Raw genomic sequence first — 21,094 nt, 5'->3', positions numbered from 1 at the left:
CGGGGGGTGCGGGGCGTTCCGCGTCTACGATGCCCCGCGGCGCACTGGGGAGCGCGCCCGACAACACGGAGACCGGGATCAACTCCTGGGGCGGCCCGGACGCGGGGTTGGTCCTCACCGCGTCGCCCGCGGCGCTCGGCATGCAGGGGGTGAACCACCACGACCGCACGGAGGTGCGCTCGCTGCACGGGTTCCAGTACGTCCAGGTCGATCCGCCGGCCGCGGGGCCGAACAAGGGGAAGAGCTGGCTGCGCTTCACCCTGACCGAGGTCGCGGCGGCTCTGGCGGAGCAGATGGAGCACAGCCCGGTCCAGCGGCTGCTCCTGATGCCGTCCAGCGGCCCGGTCACGCTGGTCGGGCACGAGACGGTGGACGGCCGTCCGGCGATCTACCGGGGCACCGTCCCCGCGGGCGATTTGCTCCGTGGGGTCGCGGTCCCGTACGCTGCCGGGGAAGCCAAAGACCGCTGGTTGCCGTCGTGTCCGGATCTCCGGGCGGGGCGGCCGAAGGATCCGCTGATGCGGACGGCCCGCGCAGGTGATCGTGGATGGACTCCGAAGCCTTGAGGGGAAACCCGAAGGGCAGCGTCGAGTCACGCCCCGTGCGCCTGCGCCGGGGCGTTTGTTTTGCCCGGGGCACACCCGCCTCGTCCTTCGTTCCGCGCGGTCCATCACCCCGGAAGGAGGCCGAGACTCATGGCGAGGCCTGACAAGGCTGCCGCGGTTGCCGAGTTGACGGACCAGTTCCGCGCCTCGAACGCCGCTGTGCTGACCGAGTACCGCGGTCTCACCGTCGCGCAGCTCAAGACGCTGCGCCGCTCGCTCGGTGAGAACGCCCAGTACGCCGTGGTGAAGAACACGCTGACCAAGATCGCGGCCAACGAGGCCGGGATCACCCAGCTCGACGACCTGTTCGCGGGTCCGTCGGCTGTCGCCTTCGTCACCGGTGACCCGGTGGAGGCGGCGAAGGGTCTGCGCGACTTCGCCAAGGACAACCCCGCTCTCGTCATCAAGGGCGGTGTCCTTGACGGCAAGGCGCTGTCCGCCGACGAGATCAAGAAGCTTGCGGACCTCGAGTCCCGCGAGGTTCTGCTCGCCAAGCTGGCGGGTGCCATGAAGGCCAAGCAGTCGCAGGCTGCCGCGCTCTTCCAGGCGCTCCCGTCGAAGTTCGTCCGCACCGCGGAGGCGCTTCGGGTCAAGCTGGCCGAGGCCGAGCAGGGCGGTGCCGAGTAATTCGGCTCGCACGATGACCGGGGCCTGACGGCTCCGGTCGGGGCCGGCGCGCGACCGCACCACGCACCAGCGCACCGGCTTACGCGGGCCGACCGTACGCCCGCCGACTTGTACGACATCCGGCACCAGCCGATTTAGTGGAAGGACCGCCATCATGGCGAAGCTCACCCAGGACGAACTGCTCGCCCAGTTCGAGGAGCTCACCCTCATCGAGCTCTCCGAGTTCGTGAAGGCGTTCGAGGAGAAGTTCGACGTCACCGCCGCCGCCCCGGCCGCCGTCGTCGCCGGCCCGGGTGTCCCCGGTGTCGCCGCTGACGCTCCCGAGGAGAAGGACGAGTTCGACGTCATCCTCACCGCCGCGGGCGACAAGAAGATCCAGGTCATCAAGGTCGTGCGCGAGCTGACCTCGCTGGGTCTGAAGGAGGCCAAGGACCTCGTGGACGGCGCCCCGAAGCCCGTCCTGGAGAAGGTCAACAAGGAGGCCGCGGACAAGGCCGCCGAGTCCCTCAAGGGCGCCGGCGCCTCGGTCGAGGTCAAGTAACACCTCACGTCACCGAGAGCATCACGCTCCGTGACGTAGGAGCACTCGCTGCTCCAGCTACCGCAGGGCGGTCACCCGGAAGGGTGGCCGCCCTCGGTCGTTCGTACGCCCTCCGGCGGGCCGCGCCGGGGGTTGTCGTACCCGCCGGGTAGGGTGATCCTTCCTGCTGGGAACGGGTGCTCGCGCATGTGTGCGGGGCCGGGGCCTTGACGTTTGGCACGCGGCGCGCAATTCTCAGGACGCGCCACGACGTTGGACGCGATCCCGGCGGTGCCGGTCGCGGTTCCGCGGCCGATCCGTTGCATGATCCGATGCATGGATCGGTGGCGATGCGGGAATGCATGGCTATGCAGCAGGACGCAGGACGACGGCAGGGTATGACGGAGGCGGTTCCAGGTTCCGAGGCTTGGGGTCGCGAGACGGGCGGAGGGGGCGACGATTCGGTACTCCGAATCTCAGCCTGGACATCAGTGTGCCAAGTGGCTACACTGACCCTTTGCGCTGCCTGTTAGCTGCTGCCTGGCCCGTCACCAGGAGCATGCCCACGTCTGAGAGCTGCTGAGAAGGCCCTCCCATCAGGGTTTTCCCTCTGGTCCTCAGGGGCGGACCGGTACGCGCGTAGTGAGTCCGAGCCCTCGGAAGGACCCCCTCTTGGCCGCCTCGCGCAACGCCTCGACTGCCAATTCGAACAACGGCGCCAGCACTGCCCCGCTGCGCATCTCTTTCGCGAAGATCCGTGAACCACTCGAAGTTCCGAACCTCCTCGCGCTCCAGACCGAGAGCTTTGACTGGCTGCTCGGCAATGCGGCGTGGAAGGCCCGGGTCGAGGCGGCGCTGGACAGTGGGCAGGACGTCCCCAGGAAGTCCGGTCTGGAGGAGATCTTCGAGGAGATCTCCCCGATCGAGGACTTCTCCGGGTCGATGTCGCTCACGTTCCGTGACCACCGGTTCGAGCCCCCGAAGAACTCGCTGGACGAGTGCAAGGAGCGCGACTTCACGTACGGCGCCCCGCTCTTCGTCACCGCCGAGTTCACCAACAACGAGACCGGCGAGATCAAGTCCCAGACGGTCTTCATGGGCGACTTCCCGCTGATGACCTCGAAGGGCACCTTCTGCATCAACGGCACCGAGCGTGTCGTCGTCTCGCAGCTGGTCCGCTCGCCGGGTGTGTACTTCGACTCCAGCATCGACAAGACGTCCGACAAGGACATCTTCTCGGCCAAGATCATCCCGTCCCGGGGTGCCTGGCTGGAGATGGAGATCGACAAGCGCGACATGGTCGGTGTCCGCATCGACCGCAAGCGCAAGCAGTCGGTCACGGTGCTGCTCAAGGCGCTCGGCTGGAGCACCGAGCAGATCCTGGAGGAGTTCGGCGAGTACGAGTCGATGCGCGCCACCCTGGAGAAGGACCACACCCAGGGCCAGGACGACGCGCTGCTCGACATCTACCGCAAGCTGCGTCCGGGCGAGCCGCCGACCAAGGAGGCCGCGCAGACGCTGCTGGAGAACCTGTACTTCAACCCCAAGCGCTACGACCTGGCGAAGGTCGGCCGCTACAAGGTCAACAAGAAGCTCGGCAGCGACGCGCCGCTGGACGCCGGTGTGCTCACCACCGAGGACATCATCGCGACCATCAAGTACCTGGTGAAGCTGCACGCCGGTGAGACCGAGACCACCGGGGAGAACGGCTCCGGCATCGTGGTCGAGGTCGACGACATCGACCACTTCGGCAACCGCCGCCTGCGCAACGTCGGCGAGCTGATCCAGAACCAGGTCCGCACCGGCCTCGCGCGTATGGAGCGTGTCGTCCGCGAGCGCATGACCACCCAGGACGTCGAGGCGATCACGCCGCAGACCCTGATCAACATCCGGCCGGTCGTCGCCTCCATCAAGGAGTTCTTCGGCACCAGCCAGCTGTCGCAGTTCATGGACCAGACCAACCCGCTGTCCGGTCTGACGCACAAGCGCCGCCTGTCGGCGCTCGGCCCCGGCGGTCTGTCCCGTGAGCGGGCCGGCTTCGAGGTCCGTGACGTGCACCCGTCGCACTACGGCCGCATGTGCCCGATCGAGACGCCGGAAGGCCCGAACATCGGTCTGATCGGCTCGCTGGCCTCCTACGGCCGGGTCAACGCGTTCGGCTTCGTCGAGACGCCGTACCGCAAGGTCGTCGGCGGTGTCGTGACCGACGACGTCGACTACCTGACCGCCGACGAGGAGGACCGCTTCGTCATCGCGCAGGCCAACGCGCCGCTGACCGAGGACCTGCGGTTCGCCGAGTCCCGCGTGCTGGTCCGCCGCCGTGGCGGCGAGATCGACTACATCCCCGGTGACGACGTCGACTACATGGACGTCTCGCCGCGCCAGATGGTGTCGGTCGCGACCGCGATGATCCCGTTCCTGGAGCACGACGACGCCAACCGCGCGCTCATGGGGTCGAACATGATGCGCCAGGCCGTGCCGCTCATCAAGGCGGAGGCCCCGCTGGTCGGCACCGGCATGGAGTACCGCTGCGCGGTCGACGCCGGTGACGTCATCAAGGCCGAGAAGGACGGCGTGGTCCAGGAGGTCTCCGCCGACTACGTCACGGTGACCAACGACGACGGCACGTACAACACCTACCGCGTCGCGAAGTTCTCCCGCTCCAACCAGGGCACGTCCTTCAACCAGAAGGTCGTCGTCAACGAGGGCGACCGCGTCGTGGTCGGCCAGGTGCTCGCCGACGGTCCGTCGACCCAGGAAGGGGAGATGGCGCTCGGCAAGAACCTGCTGGTGGCGTTCATGCCGTGGGAGGGCCACAACTACGAGGACGCGATCATCCTGTCGCAGCGCCTCGTGCAGGACGACGTCCTGTCCTCGATCCACATCGAGGAGCACGAGGTCGACGCCCGCGACACCAAGCTGGGCCCTGAGGAGATCACCCGGGACATCCCGAACGTCTCCGAGGAGGTGCTCGCCGACCTCGACGAGCGCGGCATCATCCGGATCGGCGCCGACGTGGTCGCCGGCGACATCCTGGTCGGCAAGGTCACCCCGAAGGGCGAGACCGAGCTGACGCCGGAGGAGCGGCTGCTGCGCGCGATCTTCGGTGAGAAGGCCCGTGAGGTCCGCGACACCTCGCTGAAGGTCCCGCACGGCGAGGTCGGCAAGATCATCGGCGTCCGGGTCTTCGACCGCGAGGAGGGCGACGAGCTGCCGCCCGGCGTGAACCAGCTGGTCCGCGTCTACGTCGCGCAGAAGCGCAAGATCACCGACGGCGACAAGCTCGCCGGCCGGCACGGCAACAAGGGCGTCATCTCGAAGATCCTGCCGGTCGAGGACATGCCGTTCCTGGAGGACGGCACCCCGGTCGACATCATCCTCAACCCGCTCGGCGTGCCGTCCCGGATGAACCCCGGCCAGGTGCTGGAGATCCACCTCGGGTGGCTCGCCAAGCAGGGCTGGGACGTCTCGGGCATCGCCGACGAGTGGGCGCGCCGGCTGGAGGCCATCGACGCGCACCGCGTCGAGCCCGGCACCAACGTCGCCACCCCGGTCTTCGACGGTGCGCGCGAGGACGAGATCCGCGGGCTCTTCGAGTCCACGATCCCGAACCGCGACGGCGACCGGCTGGTCCTGCCGTCCGGCAAGGCCCGGCTCTTCGACGGCCGCTCCGGCGAGCCGTTCCCGGACCCGATCTCGATCGGCTACATGTACATCCTCAAGCTGCACCACCTGGTGGACGACAAGCTGCACGCCCGCTCCACCGGTCCGTACTCGATGATCACCCAGCAGCCGCTGGGTGGTAAGGCGCAGTTCGGCGGGCAGCGATTCGGCGAGATGGAGGTGTGGGCGCTGGAGGCTTACGGCGCCGCCTACGCCCTCCAGGAGCTGCTGACCATCAAGTCCGACGACGTGCTCGGCCGCGTGAAGGTCTACGAGGCCATCGTCAAGGGCGAGAACATCCCCGAGCCCGGCATTCCCGAGTCCTTCAAGGTGCTCATCAAGGAAATGCAGTCGCTGTGCCTCAACGTGGAGGTGCTGTCCTCGGACGGCATGTCCATCGAGATGCGCGACACCGACGAGGACGTGTTCCGCGCCGCGGAGGAGCTCGGTATCGACCTGTCCCGGCGCGAGCCGAGCAGCGTCGAAGAGGTCTGACGGGTTCCGCCGGTCTCCCGGCCGTACACCTCGTACGGCCGGGCCCGGCGGCCCCCACGACCCGTTCAGACCATTTGAGAATCAACCCTGAGAGGGATTGACGACACAGTGCTCGACGTCAACTTCTTCGACGAGCTGCGGATCGGCCTGGCCACCGCGGACGACATCCGGACCTGGTCGCACGGCGAGGTCAAGAAGCCCGAGACCATCAACTACCGCACCCTCAAGCCGGAAAAGGACGGGCTCTTCTGCGAGAAGATCTTCGGCCCCACCCGGGACTGGGAGTGCTACTGCGGCAAGTACAAGCGCGTGCGCTTCAAGGGCATCATCTGTGAGCGCTGCGGCGTGGAGGTCACCCGCGCCAAGGTGCGCCGCGAGCGCATGGGCCACATCGAGCTGGCCGCGCCCGTCACGCACATCTGGTACTTCAAGGGTGTCCCGTCGCGCCTGGGCTACCTGCTCGACCTCGCCCCGAAGGACCTGGAGAAGGTCATCTACTTCGCGGCGTACATGATCACGTGGGTGGACGACGAGCGCCGCACCCGCGACCTGCCGTCGCTGGAGGCCCAGGTCTCCGTCGAGCGCCAGCAGGTCGAGCAGCGCCGTGACGCCGATGTCGAGGCCCGGCAGAAGAAGCTGGAGGCCGACCTCGGCGAGCTGGAGAACGAGGGCGCCAAGGCCGACGTCCGCCGCAAGGTCCGCGAGGGTGCCGAGCGCGAGATGAAGCAGCTGCGCGACCGCGCGCAGCGCGAGATCGACCGCCTCGACGAGGTGTGGGCCCGCTTCAAGAACCTCAAGGTCCAGGACCTGGAGGGCGACGAGCTGCTCTACCGCGAGCTGCGCGACCGCTTCGGTACGTACTTCCAGGGCTCGATGGGTGCCGCGGCGCTGCAGAAGCGCCTGGAGTCCTTCGACCTGGACGAGGAGGCCGAGCGCCTCCGCGAGATCATCCGCACCGGCAAGGGCCAGAAGAAGACCCGTGCGCTCAAGCGCCTCAAGGTCGTCTCCGCCTTCCTGCAGACCACCAACAAGCCCAACGGCATGGTGCTGGACTGCGTCCCGGTGATCCCGCCGGACCTGCGTCCGATGGTGCAGCTGGACGGTGGCCGCTTCGCGACCTCCGACCTGAACGACCTGTACCGCCGCGTCATCAACCGCAACAACCGCCTGAAGCGGCTTCTCGACCTCGGCGCGCCCGAGATCATCGTGAACAACGAGAAGCGCATGCTCCAGGAGGCCGTGGACGCGCTCTTCGACAACGGCCGCCGCGGCCGCCCGGTCACGGGCCCCGGCAACCGTCCGCTGAAGTCGCTGTCCGACATGCTCAAGGGCAAGCAGGGCCGCTTCCGGCAGAACCTGCTCGGCAAGCGCGTCGACTACTCCGCCCGTTCGGTGATCGTCGTCGGCCCGCAGCTCAAGCTGCACCAGTGCGGCCTGCCCAAGGCCATGGCGCTGGAGCTCTTCAAGCCGTTCGTGATGAAGCGCCTGGTGGACCTCAACCACGCGCAGAACATCAAGTCGGCCAAGCGCATGGTCGAGCGCGGCCGCACGGTCGTGTACGACGTGCTCGAAGAGGTCATCGCCGAGCACCCGGTGCTGCTCAACCGCGCGCCGACGCTGCACCGCCTGGGCATCCAGGCCTTCGAGCCGCAGCTGGTCGAGGGCAAGGCGATCCAGATCCACCCGCTGGTCTGCACCGCCTTCAACGCGGACTTCGACGGCGACCAGATGGCCGTGCACCTGCCGCTGTCCGCGGAGGCGCAGGCCGAGGCCCGCATCCTGATGCTGTCCTCGAACAACATCCTCAAGCCCGCCGACGGCCGCCCGGTCACCATGCCGACCCAGGACATGGTGCTCGGTCTGTTCTTCCTGACCACGGACTCCGAAGAGCGCACGATCATCGGTGAGGGCCGGGCCTTCGGCGCGACCGCCGAGGCGATCATGGCCTTCGACAACCGTGAGCTGTCGATGCAGGCGCCGGTCGACATCCGCTTCCCGGTGGGCACCGTCCCGCCGCGTGGCTGGACGCCGCCGGAGCCGGCCGAGGGCGAGCAGCCGTACCAGGTCGGTGACAGCTTCCGGCTGCGCACCACGCTGGGCCGGGCACTCTTCAACGAGCTGCTGCCCGAGGACTACCCGTTCGTGGACTACGCGGTCGGCAAGAAGCAGCTCTCGGAGATCGTCAACGACCTCGCCGAGCGCTACCCCAAGGTCATCGTGGCGGCGACGCTCGACAACCTGAAGGCGGCCGGCTTCCACTGGGCCACCCGTTCCGGCGTCACCGTCGCCGTCACCGACATCGTCGTGCCGGAGGCCAAGAAGGCGATCATCGCCGCCTACGAGGCGCAGGACGAGAAGGTCCAGAAGCAGTACGAGCGCGGTCTGATCACCAAGCAGGAGCGGTCGGACGAGCTGATCGGGATCTGGAACAAGGCGACCAACGAGGTCGCCGTGGCGATGAACGCCAACTTCCCGAAGACCAACCCGATCTTCATGATGGTCGACTCCGGCGCCCGCGGAAACATGATGCAGATGCGTCAGATCGCGGGTATGCGAGGCCTGGTCTCCAACGCCAAGAACGAGACCATCCCGCGGCCGATCAAGGCGTCCTTCCGTGAGGGCCTTTCCGTGCTGGAGTACTTCATCTCCACCCACGGTGCCCGTAAGGGTCTGGCCGACACCGCGCTGCGTACCGCCGACTCGGGTTACCTGACCCGTCGTCTGGTGGACGTCTCGCAGGACGTCATCATCCGCGAGGAGGACTGCGGCACCGAGCGTGGTCTGAAGCTGCGGATCGCCGAGCGCGGCGCCGACGGCGTCCTGCGCAAGGCGGACGACGTCGAGACCAGCGTGTACGCGCGCATGCTCTCCGAGGACGTGGTGGTGGACGGCAAGGTCGTCGCGCCCGCCAACGTCGACCTCGGCGACGTGCTCATCGACCAGCTGGTGCGGCTCGGCGTCGAAGAGGTCAAGGTCCGCTCGATCCTGACCTGCGAGTCGGCCGTCGGCACCTGCGCCTACTGCTACGGGCGCTCGCTGGCCACCGGCAAGCTGGTGGACATCGGCGAGGCGGTCGGCATCATCGCCGCCCAGTCGATCGGTGAGCCCGGCACCCAGCTGACGATGCGTACCTTCCACACCGGTGGTGTGGCCGGTGACGACATCACCCAGGGTCTGCCGCGTGTCGTCGAGCTGTTCGAGGCCCGTGTGCCCAAGGGTGTCGCCCCGATCTCCGAGGCGGCCGGCCGGGTGCGGGTCGAGGAGACCGAGAAGACCAAGAAGCTGGTCGTCACGCCGGACGACGGCTCCGACGAGCTGGCGTACCCGATCTCCAAGCGCGTCAAGCTCATGGTGGGCGAGGGTGACCACGTCGAGGTCGGCCAGAAGCTCACCTACGGTGCCACCAACCCGCACGACGTGCTGCGCATCCTGGGCCAGCGCCAGGTGCAGATCCACCTGGTCGCCGAGGTCCAGAAGGTCTACAACTCGCAGGGTGTGTCGATCCACGACAAGCACATCGAGATCATCATCCGGCAGATGCTGCGCCGGGTGACGATCATCGAGTCCGGCGACGCCGAGCTGCTGCCCGGCGAGCTGGTCGAGCGCGGCCGGTTCGAGACCGAGAACCGGCGGGTCGTGTCCGAGGGCGGTCACCCGGCCTCGGGTCGTCCGCAGCTCATGGGTATCACCAAGGCGTCGCTGGCCACCGAGTCGTGGCTGTCGGCGGCGTCCTTCCAGGAGACGACCCGGGTGCTGACGGACGCGGCGATCCACGCGAAGTCGGACTCGCTGCTGGGTCTGAAGGAGAACGTCATCATCGGCAAGCTCATCCCGGCCGGTACGGGCCTGTCCCGCTACCGCAACATCCGGGTGGAGCCGACCGAGGAGGCCAAGGCCGCGATGTACTCGGCCGTCGGCTACGACGACATCGACTACAGCCCCTTCGGCTCCGGCTCCGGCCAGGCCGTTCCGCTGGAGGACTACGACTACGGCCCGTACAACGGCTGACGCGTAGTCCGCACACACCGCAGAGCGGCCGTCCCCGTGCGGGGGCGGCCGCTCTGCGGCATCCTGGACAGGGCCGCTGAGCTGGCGGAATCCGGCCGGTATGCATGTGTTTTGACCGCGGCCGATGCGGTAGGTACGCTCTGACCTTGTGCCTGGGGTGTGCCCGGGTCCTTGCGCGTGCCATGCGACCGTGCGGGGAGCCCGAGGCCGCGGCACCCGACGATACGCACGTCCCGCCGTGACCGGGGGATGTGCAGGGTCCGCGACACACCCGACCGCGTGGGTCGGAGCCCAGGTTAGTTTTATCGAGATCGGCACAGAGAAACCGGAGAAACGGTGCCTACGATCCAGCAGCTGGTCCGGAAGGGCCGGCAGGACAAGGTCGACAAGAACAAGACGCCCGCGCTGAAGGGTTCCCCGCAGCGGCGTGGCGTCTGCACGCGTGTGTACACGACCACCCCGAAGAAGCCGAACTCGGCCCTCCGTAAGGTCGCCCGTGTGCGCCTTACCAGTGGCATCGAGGTCACCGCTTACATCCCGGGTGAGGGCCACAACCTGCAGGAGCACTCGATCGTGCTCGTGCGTGGCGGTCGTGTGAAGGACCTGCCGGGTGTTCGCTACAAGATCATCCGTGGTTCCCTCGACACGCAGGGCGTCAAGAACCGTAAGCAGGCCCGCAGCCGCTACGGCGCCAAGAAGGAGAAGTAAGAATGCCTCGTAAGGGCCCCGCCCCGAAGCGCCCGGTCATCATCGACCCGGTTTACGGCTCCCCGCTGGTGACGTCCCTCGTCAACAAGATCCTCCTGCACGGCAAGCGCTCCACCGCCGAGCGCATCGTGTACGGCGCTCTGGAGGGCCTGCGCGAGAAGGCCGGGGTCGACCCGGTCATCACGCTCAAGCGCGCTCTGGAGAACATCAAGCCGACCCTGGAGGTCAAGTCCCGCCGTGTCGGTGGCGCGACCTACCAGGTCCCGGTCGAGGTCCGCCCGGGCCGGCAGAACACCCTGGCGCTGCGCTGGCTGGTCGGGTACTCCCGTGCCCGCCGCGAGAAGACCATGACCGAGCGGCTCATGAACGAGATCCTCGACGCCAGCAACGGCCTCGGGGCTTCCGTGAAGCGCCGTGAGGACACGCACAAGATGGCCGAGTCCAACAAGGCCTTCGCGCACTACCGCTGGTAGTCGCTACCCCCATCGAGACCGAGAGAAGACTGAGCCACATGGCCACCACTTCACTTGACCTGGCCAGGGTCCGCAACATCGGGATCATGGCCCACATCGACGCGGGCAAGACGACCACCACCGAGCGGATCCTGTTCTACACCGGCGTTTCGTACAAGATCGGTGAGGTCCACGACGGCGCTGCCACGATGGACTGGATGGAGCAGGAGCAGGAGCGCGGCATCACCATCACGTCCGCCGCGACGACCTGTCACTGGCCGCTCGAGGACGTCGACCACACCATCAACATCATCGACACCCCCGGGCACGTCGACTTCACGGTCGAGGTGGAGCGTTCGCTCCGCGTCCTCGACGGTGCCGTCACCGTGTTCGACGGTGTCGCCGGTGTGGAGCCCCAGTCCGAGACGGTGTGGCGGCAGGCCGACCGCTACGGCGTTCCCCGCATCTGCTTCGTCAACAAGCTCGACCGCACCGGCGCCGAGTTCCACCGCTGCGTCGACATGATCGTGGACCGCCTCGGCGCGACCCCGATCGTGATGCAGCTGCCGATCGGTGCCGAGGCCGACTTCAAGGGCGTGGTCGACCTCGTCCAGATGAAGGCCCTCGTGTGGTCCGCCGAGGCCACCAAGGGCGAGATGTACGACGTCGTCGACATCCCGGCCACGCACACCGAGGCCGCCGAGGAGTGGCACGGCAAGCTGCTGGAGACGGTCGCGGAGAACGACGAAGAGATGATGGAGCTGTACCTGGAGGGCTCGGAGCCCACCGTGGAGCAGCTGTACGCGGCGATCCGCCGTATCACCATCAACTCCGGCAAGGGCGGCGACACCACCGTCACCCCGGTGTTCTGCGGTACCGCGTTCAAGAACAAGGGTGTGCAGCCGCTGCTCGACGCCGTCGTGCGCTACCTGCCCTCCCCGCTGGACGTCGAGGCCATCGAGGGCCACGACGTCAAGGACGCCGAGGTCGTCGTCAAGCGCAAGCCGTCCGACGAGGAGCCGCTGGCCGCCCTCGCGTTCAAGATCATGAGCGACCCGCACCTGGGCAAGCTCACCTTCGTCCGGGTCTACTCGGGCCGCCTGGAGTCCGGTTCGGCTGTGCTGAACCCGGTGAAGGGCAAGAAGGAGCGGATCGGCAAGATCTACCGGATGCACGCGAACAAGCGTGAGGAGATCGAGTCGGTGGGCGCCGGCGACATCGTCGCCGTCATGGGTCTGAAGCAGACCACCACCGGTGAGACGCTGTGCGACGACAAGTCGCCGGTGATCCTGGAGTCCATGGACTTCCCCGCGCCGGTCATCCAGGTCGCGATCGAGCCCAAGTCCAAGGGCGACCAGGAGAAGCTGGGTGTCGCCATCCAGCGTCTCGCGGAGGAGGACCCCTCCTTCCAGGTCCACTCGGACGAGGAGACCGGCCAGACCATCATCGGCGGTATGGGCGAGCTGCACCTCGAGGTGCTGGTCGACCGTATGCGGCGCGAGTTCCGCGTCGAGGCCAACGTCGGCAAGCCGCAGGTCGCGTACCGCGAGACCATCCGCAAGGCGGTCGAGCGGGTCGACTACACCCACAAGAAGCAGACCGGTGGTACCGGTCAGTTCGCGAAGGTGCAGATCGGCATCGAGCCGATCGAGGGCGGCGACGCGTCGTACGAGTTCGTCAACAAGGTCACCGGTGGCCGCATCCCCCGGGAGTACATCCCGTCGGTGGACGCGGGTGCGCAGGAGGCCATGAAGTTCGGCATCCTCGCCGGCTACGAGATGGTGGGCGTCCGCGTCATCCTGATCGACGGCGGCTACCACGAGGTCGACTCCTCCGAGCTCGCGTTCAAGATCGCCGGTTCGCAGGCCTTCAAGGAGGCCGCGCGCAAGGCGAGCCCTGTGCTCCTCGAACCGATGATGGCCGTCGAGGTCACCACCCCCGAGGACTACATGGGCGACGTGATCGGCGACCTCAACTCCCGCCGTGGCCAGATCCAGGCCATGGAGGAGCGCAGCGGCGCCCGGGTCGTCAAGGGCCTGGTTCCGCTGTCGGAGATGTTCGGCTACGTCGGTGACCTGCGGTCGAAGACCTCGGGCCGGGCCAGCTACTCCATGCAGTTCGACTCCTACGCCGAGGTTCCGCGGAACGTCGCCGAGGAGATCATCGCGAAGGCCAAGGGCGAATAACTCGCCTTAGGCTTGAAATCCAGCAAAGATCACCTGGCGCCGATGAAGCAAGGCGTACAGATCCATCCCCAGGAGGAACCCAGTGGCGAAGGCGAAGTTCGAGCGGACTAAGCCGCACGTCAACATCGGCACCATCGGTCACATCGACCACGGTAAGACGACCCTTACCGCGGCGATCACCAAGGTGCTGCACGACGCGTACCCGAACCTGAACGAGGCCTCGGCGTTCGACCAGATCGACAAGGCTCCCGAGGAGCGCCAGCGCGGTATCACCATCTCCATCGCGCACGTCGAGTACCAGACCGAGTCGCGCCACTACGCCCACGTCGACTGCCCCGGTCACGCGGACTACATCAAGAACATGATCACCGGTGCCGCGCAGATGGACGGCGCGATCCTGGTGGTCGCCGCGACCGACGGCCCGATGCCGCAGACCAAGGAGCACGTGCTCCTGGCCCGCCAGGTCGGCGTTCCGTACATCGTCGTCGCCCTGAACAAGGCCGACATGGTGGACGACGAGGAGATCCTCGAGCTCGTCGAGCTCGAGGTCCGCGAGCTGCTCTCCGAGTACGAGTTCCCGGGTGACGACCTTCCGGTCGTCCGGGTCTCCGCGCTCAAGGCCCTCGAGGGCGACAAGGAGTGGGGCGAGAAGCTTCTCGGTCTGATGCAGGCCGTCGACGAGGCGATCCCGACCCCCGAGCGTGACGTCGACAAGCCGTTCCTGATGCCGATCGAGGACGTCTTCACGATCACCGGTCGTGGCACCGTCGTCACCGGTCGTATCGAGCGCGGTATCCTCAAGGTCAACGAGACCGTGGACATCATCGGTATCAAGACCGAGAAGACCACCACCACGGTCACGGGCATCGAGATGTTCCGCAAGCTGCTCGACGAGGGCCAGGCCGGTGAGAACGTCGGTCTGCTGCTCCGCGGCATCAAGCGCGAGGACGTCGAGCGCGGCCAGGTCATCATCAAGCCGGGTTCGGTCACGCCGCACACCGACTTCGAGGCCCAGGCGTACATCCTGTCGAAGGACGAGGGCGGCCGCCACACCCCGTTCTTCAACAACTACCGTCCGCAGTTCTACTTCCGGACGACCGACGTGACCGGCGTCGTGACCCTCCCCGAGGGCACCGAAATGGTCATGCCGGGCGACAACACCTCCATGAGCGTTCAGCTGATCCAGCCGATCGCCATGGAGGAGGGCCTGAAGTTCGCCATCCGCGAGGGTGGCCGGACGGTCGGCGCCGGCCAGGTCACGAAGATCGTCAAGTAGTCTTCGACGCCTCTTCGTGAGCTACGGCTCACCTCGCGAAGGTCCCGCACCCCTCGGGGGTGCGGGACCTTCGTGCGTAGGGGCTGCGCCCCCTCCGGGGCTCTACCGGAAGAGGCGGTCCGCGGCGCGGCGCGCGAGCAGGGCCAGCAGCGCGGCGAGGACCAGGGCGACGACCACGGCCTGGGCGGGGGGCCCGGCGAGGGCCAGGACGAGGCCTCCCACCGCGAGCAGCGGCCCTGCGGCATACCACGCCAGATAGATGAGCGGCCCCGGATCCCCCGCGGGCGTCGCGAGCCCCATGAAGAGCAGCTGCGTACGGGCGGGCCCGCGAGCCGCGGACACCAGCGCCCCCGCGGCGAGCGGCAGCGCGCACGCGGGCAGCAGCACCAGCGCGGCGGGATGGCCCGCGGCGGCGTACGGGACGGCCGTGAGCAGCCCCAGCAGCGCCCCCAGGACCGCCGGCACCACGCCGTGCAGCAGCATGACCCGGCGGAAGCGGTACGGCGCCCAGGCGGCCCGCCGTACGTCGTCGGTCTCCAGCCGCGCGGGCTCCGCGAGCGCCCCCACGGCCACGTACCCGGCGAGCAGCCCGAGGACGAGCCCGACCCAGCGGCGTTCGCCGCCCAGATCCGCCCCGGCGCCCGCGGCGAGCGCCCCGCAGGCGGCCCAGACGGCGGCCTTGCCGAGCCGTCCGGGGGTGCGCAGCAGCGTCAGCAGGTCGCGCCAGGGCACGAGCAGGTGCCGTCCGAGGCGGCCGCGCGGCGGGCGGAACCGCAGCGTGCGGACGGCCGGGCCGCCCCCGTCCGCGGCCATGATCGCGAGCTTGGCGGCGCGCAGTTCGAGGGACCAGGCCACGGCGGAGACGGCCGCGGCGGTCGCGGCCCGCTCCCGCAGCCGGGCGGTGGGTACGCGCCCGGCGTCCCGGTGGGCGGCCGACAGCGCCGCGGCGGTCGCGGCCGCGAGCAGCGCGACGGCAACGGGCCAGCCCGGCGCCCGTCCCCCGACGGCGTGCACGACGGGCTGCCCGGCCCAGCCCCACGGCCCGCTCCACAGCTCGGCCTGCTCGACCGCGGGGGAGCGGTGCCCCTTGGCGGCGAGGGCGGCCTGACCGGCGAGCGCGGCGAGCAGCAGCACGGCGGGCGCGGTCCAGCGCCGTACCGCCCGGCCCCACACGGGCCGCCGCTCCACCGCCATCCCGAGCGCGACCGCGAGCAGCGGCAGGCACACCGCGCCGGGCAGCACGGCGAGCAGCGCGTCACCGAGGGAGGCGAGCCGGGTGACGTCCAGGACGGCGGCGCAGCCGAGCCCCGTCAGCAGCCCTGCCAGCGGGGCGAGCCCCGCGGTGAGCCAGAACCACGGGCGCAGGACGCGTTCGCGCCGTACCGGCTGCGCCAGCAGCCATCCGGCGGTCGGCCCCGGCACGACGACGGGCCCGCGCCACAGCGCGTCCCGTGCGGCGAGCACCCCGAGTGCGACGGCCCCGAAGGCGGCGAGCGCGGGCATCGCCGCCCGCAGCTCCCGGGCGACGGCCCCGTGCGCACCGCCGTCGTCGAGCCCGCGCAGGAAGCTCACGACGAAGCTGCTGCCGTATCCGGCGAGGGCGATCACGACGGTGTACACGGCGACGGCCAGCTCCCGCCCCTTGGCGCGCCGCCGCGCCCGCCGCCGCCCGCGCAGCCACGTCATGACCTCGTCGGTCCGGTCGTCCTCGGCCTCGGACCAGGGCGCGTCGTCGTCGGGGTCGTCCGGCGCTTCGGGGCCGGGTGAGGACGGGCCGTCCACCGGGGTGCCGTCCGCCGGGGCGCCCGGCGTGAGCGGCCGGGCCTCTTCCACGCCGGGGGGTGCCTCCTCGCTCATGCCCGGACGCCCAGTTCGCGCAGGACGTCCGCGGGCGGGCCCTCGGCGATGACGCGGCCGTCCTCCAGGGCGATGAGCCGGTCGGCGACGGCCTCGGCGAGGTCGGGCTGGTGCGTCGCGAGCAGCACGGCGGTCCCGTCCTCCTTCTCCGCGACCAGCAGCTCCGCGAGCCGGGTGCGGGCGGTGGGGTCGAGGCGCTGCTCGGGCTCGTCGAGGATGAGCAGCTCGCGCGGGCGTACCAGTGCGGCGGCCAGCATGAGGGACTGGAGCTGCCCGGAGGAGAGCGAGCCGGGCAGCGCGCGGGCGTGGTCGGCGAGGCGGCGGTCGGCCAGCACCTGGTCGATCCAGGCGTCGGCGTCGTCCACGGCGTGCGCGAGGGTGACCAGCTCCAGGTGCTCGCGCACGGTGAGGTCCGGGTAGCAGGCGGCGGCGTCACCGACGACCGCGACCCTGGCCCGTACCTCCGGGTCGTCCTCGCGGACCGTCCGCCCCGCGAAGAAGGCGTCCCCACGGGTGGGGGTGTCCCGTCCGGCCGCGATCCGCAGCAGCGTGGACTTGCCGGAGCCGTTGCGCCCGTAGAGCGCGACGCACTCGCCGCGCCCGACCTCCAGGTCCAGCGGTTCCAGCGCCAGCCGCTCCCCGTACGTCCGGCCGACCTTCCGCAGTCGCAGCAGCGCTCCGCCGCCACCGCTCGTCGCGCGCATGAGGCCTCCGTACGGGTGAGGTGATTCGTGTCCGCCCGACCTTAGTACGGGGGTGCCGCGCGGCCGCGGCCCGTACCCCGCGCGCACCTGGCCGTTCGACGCGGTTCGACACCCCGGCGGCGCGGGCGGGCCCGGGCGCGGCGGTGCGGCGCTTCCCGCACGTGTCTTGACGTGCGGGAGGGCGCGTCGGTACGTCTATGGGAGCGCTCCCATAGACGTACGGTCCCGGGGGCGCGATCCCCCCTCCCGGAAGGACACCGGACATGTCCCGCGCACTCCCCTCCGCCCGGCCCGCGTGGCGGGCGCCGAGATTACTGCTCGCGCTGCTCCTGCTCGCCCTCGGCGCGCTCGCCGCGGTCGGCGGCGCCCGCTCGGCGTCGGCCTCCGCGCCCACCACCGCCGCCCCGGCGGCCGCGGCCGCGAACCCCGTCAAGGTCATGCCGCTCGGCGACTCGATCACCGGCTCGCCCGGCTGCTGGCGCGCCCTGCTCTGGAACCAGCTCCAGGCCGCGGGGTACACCAACATCGACTTCGTCGGCACCCTCCCCCCGCAGGGCTGCGGGGTCGCCTACGACGGCGACAACGAGGGCCACGGCGGCATCCTCGCCACCAACATCGCCAACCAGAACCAGCTCCCGGCCTGGCTCGCCGCCACCTCGCCGGACATCGTGCTCATGCACCTCGGCACGAACGACGTCTGGAGCAACATCCCGCCCGCGCAGATCCTCGCCGCCTTCACGACGATGGTCGGCCAGATGCGCGCGAGCAACCCGGACATGCAGGTGCTCGTCGCGCAGATCCTGCCGATGAACCCGAGCAACTGCGCGGAGTGCGCGCAGCGCGTCGTCGCCTTCGACGCGGCGATCCCGGCGTGGGCCCAGTCGATCAGCACGGCGCGGTCGCCCGTGACCGTCGTCGACCAGTGGACCGGCTTCGACGACGCGACGGACACGGCGGACGGCGTCCACCCGAACGACGCGGGCATCGCGAAGATGGCCGCCCGCTGGTACCCGCCGCTTGCGTCCCTGCTGGCGAAGGACGGCGGCACGTCGGGCGGTACGTCGGCGGGGACGTCCACGGGTACGTCGGCCGGGACCTCCGCCGGTACGACCACCGGCACCTCCACCGGCTCCACCGGAGGCACCGGCGGTGGTGACTGCTCCGCCGTGCTGACGGTCGGCAACTCCTGGCAGGGCGGCTACCAGGCGTCCGTCACCGTCACCGCGGTGCACGCGATCACCAGCTGGACCGTCACGCTTACCGGCGTCACCGTCAGCCAGGGCTGGAGCGGGGTCTTCACGACCGGCCCCGGCGGCACGGTCACCGTCCACAGCGAGTCGTGGAACGGCACGCTCGGCGCGGGCGCGTCCACCACCTTCGGCTTCCTCGCCACGAGCAGCCCGTCCCCCGCCCCGACCGTCACCTGCTCCACGCCCTGACGCCGCCCGCGGGGCGTTGGTGGGCTGTTGGCGGCGCGTTGGCGGCCTCGCACAGGATCGGGTCCGACGCCGGCGGCCGACCGGCGGCCGGACCGGAGAAACGGGGAGACATGGGCAAGACGACGACGCTGGCGCGCAAGGCCGCCGTGGTGGCGGGCGCGGTGGCCGGAGCGGGCGTGCTGGTGCTGGGCGGCAGCGGGGTCGCGTCCGCCGAGACGGCGCGCTACACCGTCTGGAGCGGCAACTGCCACGCCACGATGATGACCGAGAACAACTCCGTCACCGGCTGGCAGGTCCGCAACCTGGTGGACAACTACGGCAGCGTGGACTGCTCGGGCTGGATGGACTGGGCCCCCGAGGGCAACACCGGCCACTTCTACGGGCTCCAGGCCCGTATCTGGGTCGGCCCGGGCCAGTCGCTGGAGAGCGGCTACATGCCCGACAACAGCCCGGCCCTGACCCGGGTGTGCATCCAGGCGAACAACGACGGGACGGCGCGCTGCTCGTCCTGGTGGTAGCCGGACCACCACCGGGGCGGCGCGCGCTGCCCCGGTGGTGCCTCGGGGGAAAGTGTGATGGGCCGCGGCGAACTGACCACTCGCCGCGGCCCATTGCCGTGTCCGGGCCCGTGTCCGGACCCGTGTTTTCGGGCTCGTACCGGTGTCCGTGTCGGCCCGGTGCCTCTACACCGGCTTGTGCGCGAACAGGTCCAGGTGGCCGCAGGACGTGCAGCGGAACGCCTCGATCTGCCAGCGCTGCTTGCCCATGCGCCGCGCGCCGCCGAATATGCCGCGTTCCAGCGGGCCGGCGATCCAGCGGGCGTAGCCCCGCGAGCCCTCGCCGGAGTCCTCGATGAAGCCGGGCTCCAGCGCGGTGCCGCCGCAACTGCTGCACTTCGCGGACCGGCCCGCCGCCGGGATGTCCCCCGTGTAGGTGTCCATGACGCCCGATGGTCGCGGACCGCCGGCCGCTCCGGCAAGCCGCACACGCGGTTGACAGCGAGAGTCGGCACGTGCAAATAATTACTTGCACGTGCAGGAGGAGCTTATGGAAACCACGGAACTGACGGGCGAGGACCTGGTGAAGGTGCTGGCGACGCTCGCCAGCCCGCACCGGATGCGCGTCCTCGCGGCCCTGTCGACCGGCCCCACCTATGTGAGCCAGCTGGCCCGCGACCTGGGGATCAGCCGGGCGCTGCTGCAGGTGCACCTCAAGCGTCTGGAGACGGCCGGGCTGGTCGCGGCGCGGATCGAGGTGTCCGACGACGGCAAGGCCATGAAGTTCTACGAGGTCGCGCCGTTCGACCTGCACCTCACCCCGCGGACGCTGACGGCCGCGGCCGGGACGCTCCCGGAGATCGCAGAGCGCGGCGAGGCCGCGCAGAAGGAGTCGTGACGCACATGCCCAACTGGCTCATCGAAGAGGTCGTCGTCCTCGCGATATTCGGCGCCGTGCTCGTCACGGTCATCCGGCAGCTCGGCGCGCACCTGCGCACGAAGGCGCTGGGGACCCGGGAGGCGGATTTCCGTGAGATCAGCGAGCGGTCGCTCGCGTCGCAGGAGGCGACACAGCGCAGCCTCGCCGAGATCTCGGTGCGGATGGCGAAGATCGAGCGCGTGCTCCAGGAGGTGGAGTAGCAGACGGGCGCCCCGGGCGTCCGGCGCAGTGACCCTCGCGGGCGGCCGGCCCGGCCGTTTTTCGGTGGCGGGCGGCGTGCCCGGCTGGCAGCATCCCGGCATGCTCAGCCTGCCGCCCGAAGAGGGCGCCCTCCGCTATGTCGTCGAGGGCCGGGAGTCCGCCGCCCCGCCCGTCGTCCTCGTCCACGACGGGCTGACCGACCACCACGTGTGGGACGAGGTCGCGCCCGCGCTGGCCGCGGACCGCTCGGTCGTCCGCTACGACCTGCGCGGCTTCGGCCAGTCCCCGCCGCCCGAAGGACCCTTCGAGGAGGTCGCCGACCTCACCGCGCTGCTCGACCATCTGGGGCTCGCGCGGGTGAGGCTCGCGGGCGTGTCGTGGGGAGGGCGGATCGCGATCGAGTTCACGCTGACGCACCCGGAGCGGGTGAGCGCCCTCGCCGCGTTCTCCCCGCCCTGGCCCGGCTTCGACCGCTCGCCCGAACTGCGCGCCTACGACGCGGCGGAGGGCGCGGCGCTCGCGGCAGGCGACCTGGACGCGGCGGTCGAGCTCAACCTCGACATGTGGCTGCGCGGCCCCGCCCGCCCCTGGTCCGCCGTCCCGCCCGCCCGCACCGCACGCGTCCGCACCCCCCTCCGTACCGCCCTGGCCCACCAGCCCGCGGTCGAGGCGCACTCCCGGCCGGGCACCTCCCTGCCCGTCACGGCCCTCGCCGCCCCCACCCTGATCGGCACCGGAGCCCTCGACACCCCCGACTTCGTGGCGATGGCCCACCGCTACGCCGCCGCGATCCCCACCGCGACCCTCACCTCCTTCCCGGCCGCTGGTCACCTCGTCCCGCTGGAGGCCCCGGCCGAGGTCGTCGCGGCGCTGCGGGGGGCGGGTTTCTAGCGGCTCGGCCGGACCCTGACGCCTC

General features: G+C 69.9%; 17 protein-coding genes. 14 read left to right on the top strand and 3 right to left on the bottom strand.

Annotated features, from left to right (window positions below; all coding sequences use genetic code 11):
• Positions 1–107: 107 nt before the first annotated feature.
• From ACH4PY_RS22360 to tuf, 9 genes are all read left to right on the top strand, one after another.
• The gene (locus ACH4PY_RS22360; RefSeq protein WP_398185485.1) at positions 108–566 is read left to right on the top strand and encodes a hypothetical protein; all 459 of its coding nucleotides are present in this window, start codon (positions 108–110) and stop codon (positions 564–566) included.
• A gap of 129 nt (positions 567–695) precedes the next feature.
• A complete protein-coding gene (gene rplJ / locus ACH4PY_RS22355) occupies positions 696–1,232 on the top strand; it encodes a 50S ribosomal protein L10 (RefSeq protein WP_398185482.1) in 537 nt (178 codons plus the stop codon).
• Positions 1,233–1,386: 154 nt separating this feature from the next.
• Entirely contained in the window at positions 1,387–1,773 is a 387-nt protein-coding gene (gene rplL / locus ACH4PY_RS22350; RefSeq protein ID WP_398185480.1) for a 50S ribosomal protein L7/L12, read from the top strand.
• Between the two features lie 651 nt (positions 1,774–2,424).
• The gene (gene rpoB / locus ACH4PY_RS22345) at positions 2,425–5,910 is read left to right on the top strand and encodes a DNA-directed RNA polymerase subunit beta (protein ID WP_398185476.1); all 3,486 of its coding nucleotides are present in this window, start codon (positions 2,425–2,427) and stop codon (positions 5,908–5,910) included.
• Positions 5,911–6,018: 108 nt separating this feature from the next.
• Positions 6,019–9,918, top strand: a complete 3,900-nt coding sequence (locus ACH4PY_RS22340; protein WP_398185473.1) for a DNA-directed RNA polymerase subunit beta' — start codon at positions 6,019–6,021, stop codon at positions 9,916–9,918.
• Between the two features lie 336 nt (positions 9,919–10,254).
• Entirely contained in the window at positions 10,255–10,626 is a 372-nt protein-coding gene (rpsL, locus tag ACH4PY_RS22335; protein WP_031519741.1) for a 30S ribosomal protein S12, read from the top strand.
• Positions 10,627–10,628: 2 nt separating this feature from the next.
• Positions 10,629–11,099: a 30S ribosomal protein S7 gene (gene rpsG / locus ACH4PY_RS22330; RefSeq protein WP_031519738.1), complete on the top strand. Its 471-nt coding sequence runs from the start codon at positions 10,629–10,631 to the stop codon at positions 11,097–11,099.
• A gap of 38 nt (positions 11,100–11,137) precedes the next feature.
• Positions 11,138–13,264 (top strand): elongation factor G, encoded by a 2,127-nt coding sequence (fusA, locus tag ACH4PY_RS22325; RefSeq protein WP_398185467.1) that lies wholly within the window; start codon positions 11,138–11,140, stop codon positions 13,262–13,264.
• 82 nt (positions 13,265–13,346) lie between these two features.
• Entirely contained in the window at positions 13,347–14,540 is a 1,194-nt protein-coding gene (gene tuf, locus ACH4PY_RS22320) for an elongation factor Tu (protein ID WP_398185464.1), read from the top strand.
• Between the two features lie 102 nt (positions 14,541–14,642).
• Here the strand turns inward: tuf and ACH4PY_RS22315 are convergent, their stop codons facing one another.
• Positions 14,643–16,397, bottom strand: coding sequence for a hypothetical protein (locus ACH4PY_RS22315; RefSeq protein WP_398185462.1), 1,755 nt, complete (start codon positions 16,395–16,397; stop codon positions 14,643–14,645).
• Positions 16,394–17,101 carry an ABC transporter ATP-binding protein gene (locus ACH4PY_RS22310; RefSeq protein WP_398185459.1) on the bottom strand — a complete coding sequence of 236 codons (708 nt, stop codon included), beginning with the start codon at positions 17,099–17,101 and terminating at the stop codon, positions 16,394–16,396. The genes ACH4PY_RS22315 and ACH4PY_RS22310 overlap by 4 nt, the downstream gene beginning before the upstream one ends.
• Before the next feature lie 263 nt (positions 17,102–17,364).
• On the opposite strand from ACH4PY_RS22310, the gene ACH4PY_RS22305 reads away from it, so the two are divergent.
• Both ACH4PY_RS22305 and ACH4PY_RS22300 read left to right on the top strand, forming a co-directional pair.
• Positions 17,365–18,540: a GDSL-type esterase/lipase family protein gene (locus tag ACH4PY_RS22305; protein ID WP_398185456.1), complete on the top strand. Its 1,176-nt coding sequence runs from the start codon at positions 17,365–17,367 to the stop codon at positions 18,538–18,540.
• Between the two features lie 110 nt (positions 18,541–18,650).
• Complete coding sequence (locus ACH4PY_RS22300; protein WP_398185453.1) at positions 18,651–19,058, top strand: hypothetical protein; 408 nt, start codon at positions 18,651–18,653, stop codon at positions 19,056–19,058.
• A gap of 165 nt (positions 19,059–19,223) precedes the next feature.
• Here the strand turns inward: ACH4PY_RS22300 and ACH4PY_RS22295 are convergent, their stop codons facing one another.
• Positions 19,224–19,481: a hypothetical protein gene (locus tag ACH4PY_RS22295; RefSeq protein ID WP_398185450.1), complete on the bottom strand. Its 258-nt coding sequence runs from the start codon at positions 19,479–19,481 to the stop codon at positions 19,224–19,226.
• A 106-nt stretch (positions 19,482–19,587) separates the two neighbouring features.
• On the opposite strand from ACH4PY_RS22295, the gene ACH4PY_RS22290 reads away from it, so the two are divergent.
• From ACH4PY_RS22290 to ACH4PY_RS22280, 3 genes are all read left to right on the top strand, one after another.
• Positions 19,588–19,935, top strand: a complete 348-nt coding sequence (locus ACH4PY_RS22290) for an ArsR/SmtB family transcription factor (RefSeq protein ID WP_398185447.1) — start codon at positions 19,588–19,590, stop codon at positions 19,933–19,935.
• A complete protein-coding gene (locus tag ACH4PY_RS22285; RefSeq protein ID WP_398185444.1) occupies positions 19,932–20,177 on the top strand; it encodes a hypothetical protein in 246 nt (81 codons plus the stop codon). Before ACH4PY_RS22290 ends, ACH4PY_RS22285 begins: the two co-directional genes overlap by 4 nt.
• 100 nt (positions 20,178–20,277) lie before the next feature.
• Entirely contained in the window at positions 20,278–21,069 is a 792-nt protein-coding gene (locus tag ACH4PY_RS22280) for an alpha/beta fold hydrolase (protein WP_398185441.1), read from the top strand.
• The last annotated feature ends 25 nt before the right edge of the window (positions 21,070–21,094 follow it).

Origin of the sequence: Streptomyces sp. NPDC021224 (assembly GCF_044332905.1) — a bacterium.
In the GTDB taxonomy this organism is placed as follows: domain Bacteria; phylum Actinomycetota; class Actinomycetes; order Streptomycetales; family Streptomycetaceae; genus Actinacidiphila.
Note: the sequence above shows the minus strand (reverse complement) of the source record. Positions and strands in the feature narration are given on the sequence as shown.

What these genes read in the sequence shown, in the direction of transcription:
- ACH4PY_RS22300 (WP_398185453.1), top strand. Translation starts at nt 18,651, where the DNA reads ATGGGCAAGACGACGACGCTGGCGCGCAAGGCCGCCGTGGTGGCGGGC.
- fusA (WP_398185467.1), top strand. Translation starts at nt 11,138, where the DNA reads ATGGCCACCACTTCACTTGACCTGGCCAGGGTCCGCAACATCGGGATC.
- ACH4PY_RS22280 (WP_398185441.1), top strand. Translation starts at nt 20,278, where the DNA reads ATGCTCAGCCTGCCGCCCGAAGAGGGCGCCCTCCGCTATGTCGTCGAG.
- ACH4PY_RS22310 (WP_398185459.1), bottom strand. Translation starts at nt 17,101, where the DNA reads ATGCGCGCGACGAGCGGTGGCGGCGGAGCGCTGCTGCGACTGCGGAAG.
- ACH4PY_RS22315 (WP_398185462.1), bottom strand. Translation starts at nt 16,397, where the DNA reads ATGAGCGAGGAGGCACCCCCCGGCGTGGAAGAGGCCCGGCCGCTCACG.
- ACH4PY_RS22305 (WP_398185456.1), top strand. Translation starts at nt 17,365, where the DNA reads ATGTCCCGCGCACTCCCCTCCGCCCGGCCCGCGTGGCGGGCGCCGAGA.
- rplJ (WP_398185482.1), top strand. Translation starts at nt 696, where the DNA reads ATGGCGAGGCCTGACAAGGCTGCCGCGGTTGCCGAGTTGACGGACCAG.
- ACH4PY_RS22290 (WP_398185447.1), top strand. Translation starts at nt 19,588, where the DNA reads ATGGAAACCACGGAACTGACGGGCGAGGACCTGGTGAAGGTGCTGGCG.
- ACH4PY_RS22295 (WP_398185450.1), bottom strand. Translation starts at nt 19,481, where the DNA reads ATGGACACCTACACGGGGGACATCCCGGCGGCGGGCCGGTCCGCGAAG.
- rplL (WP_398185480.1), top strand. Translation starts at nt 1,387, where the DNA reads ATGGCGAAGCTCACCCAGGACGAACTGCTCGCCCAGTTCGAGGAGCTC.
- rpsG (WP_031519738.1), top strand. Translation starts at nt 10,629, where the DNA reads ATGCCTCGTAAGGGCCCCGCCCCGAAGCGCCCGGTCATCATCGACCCG.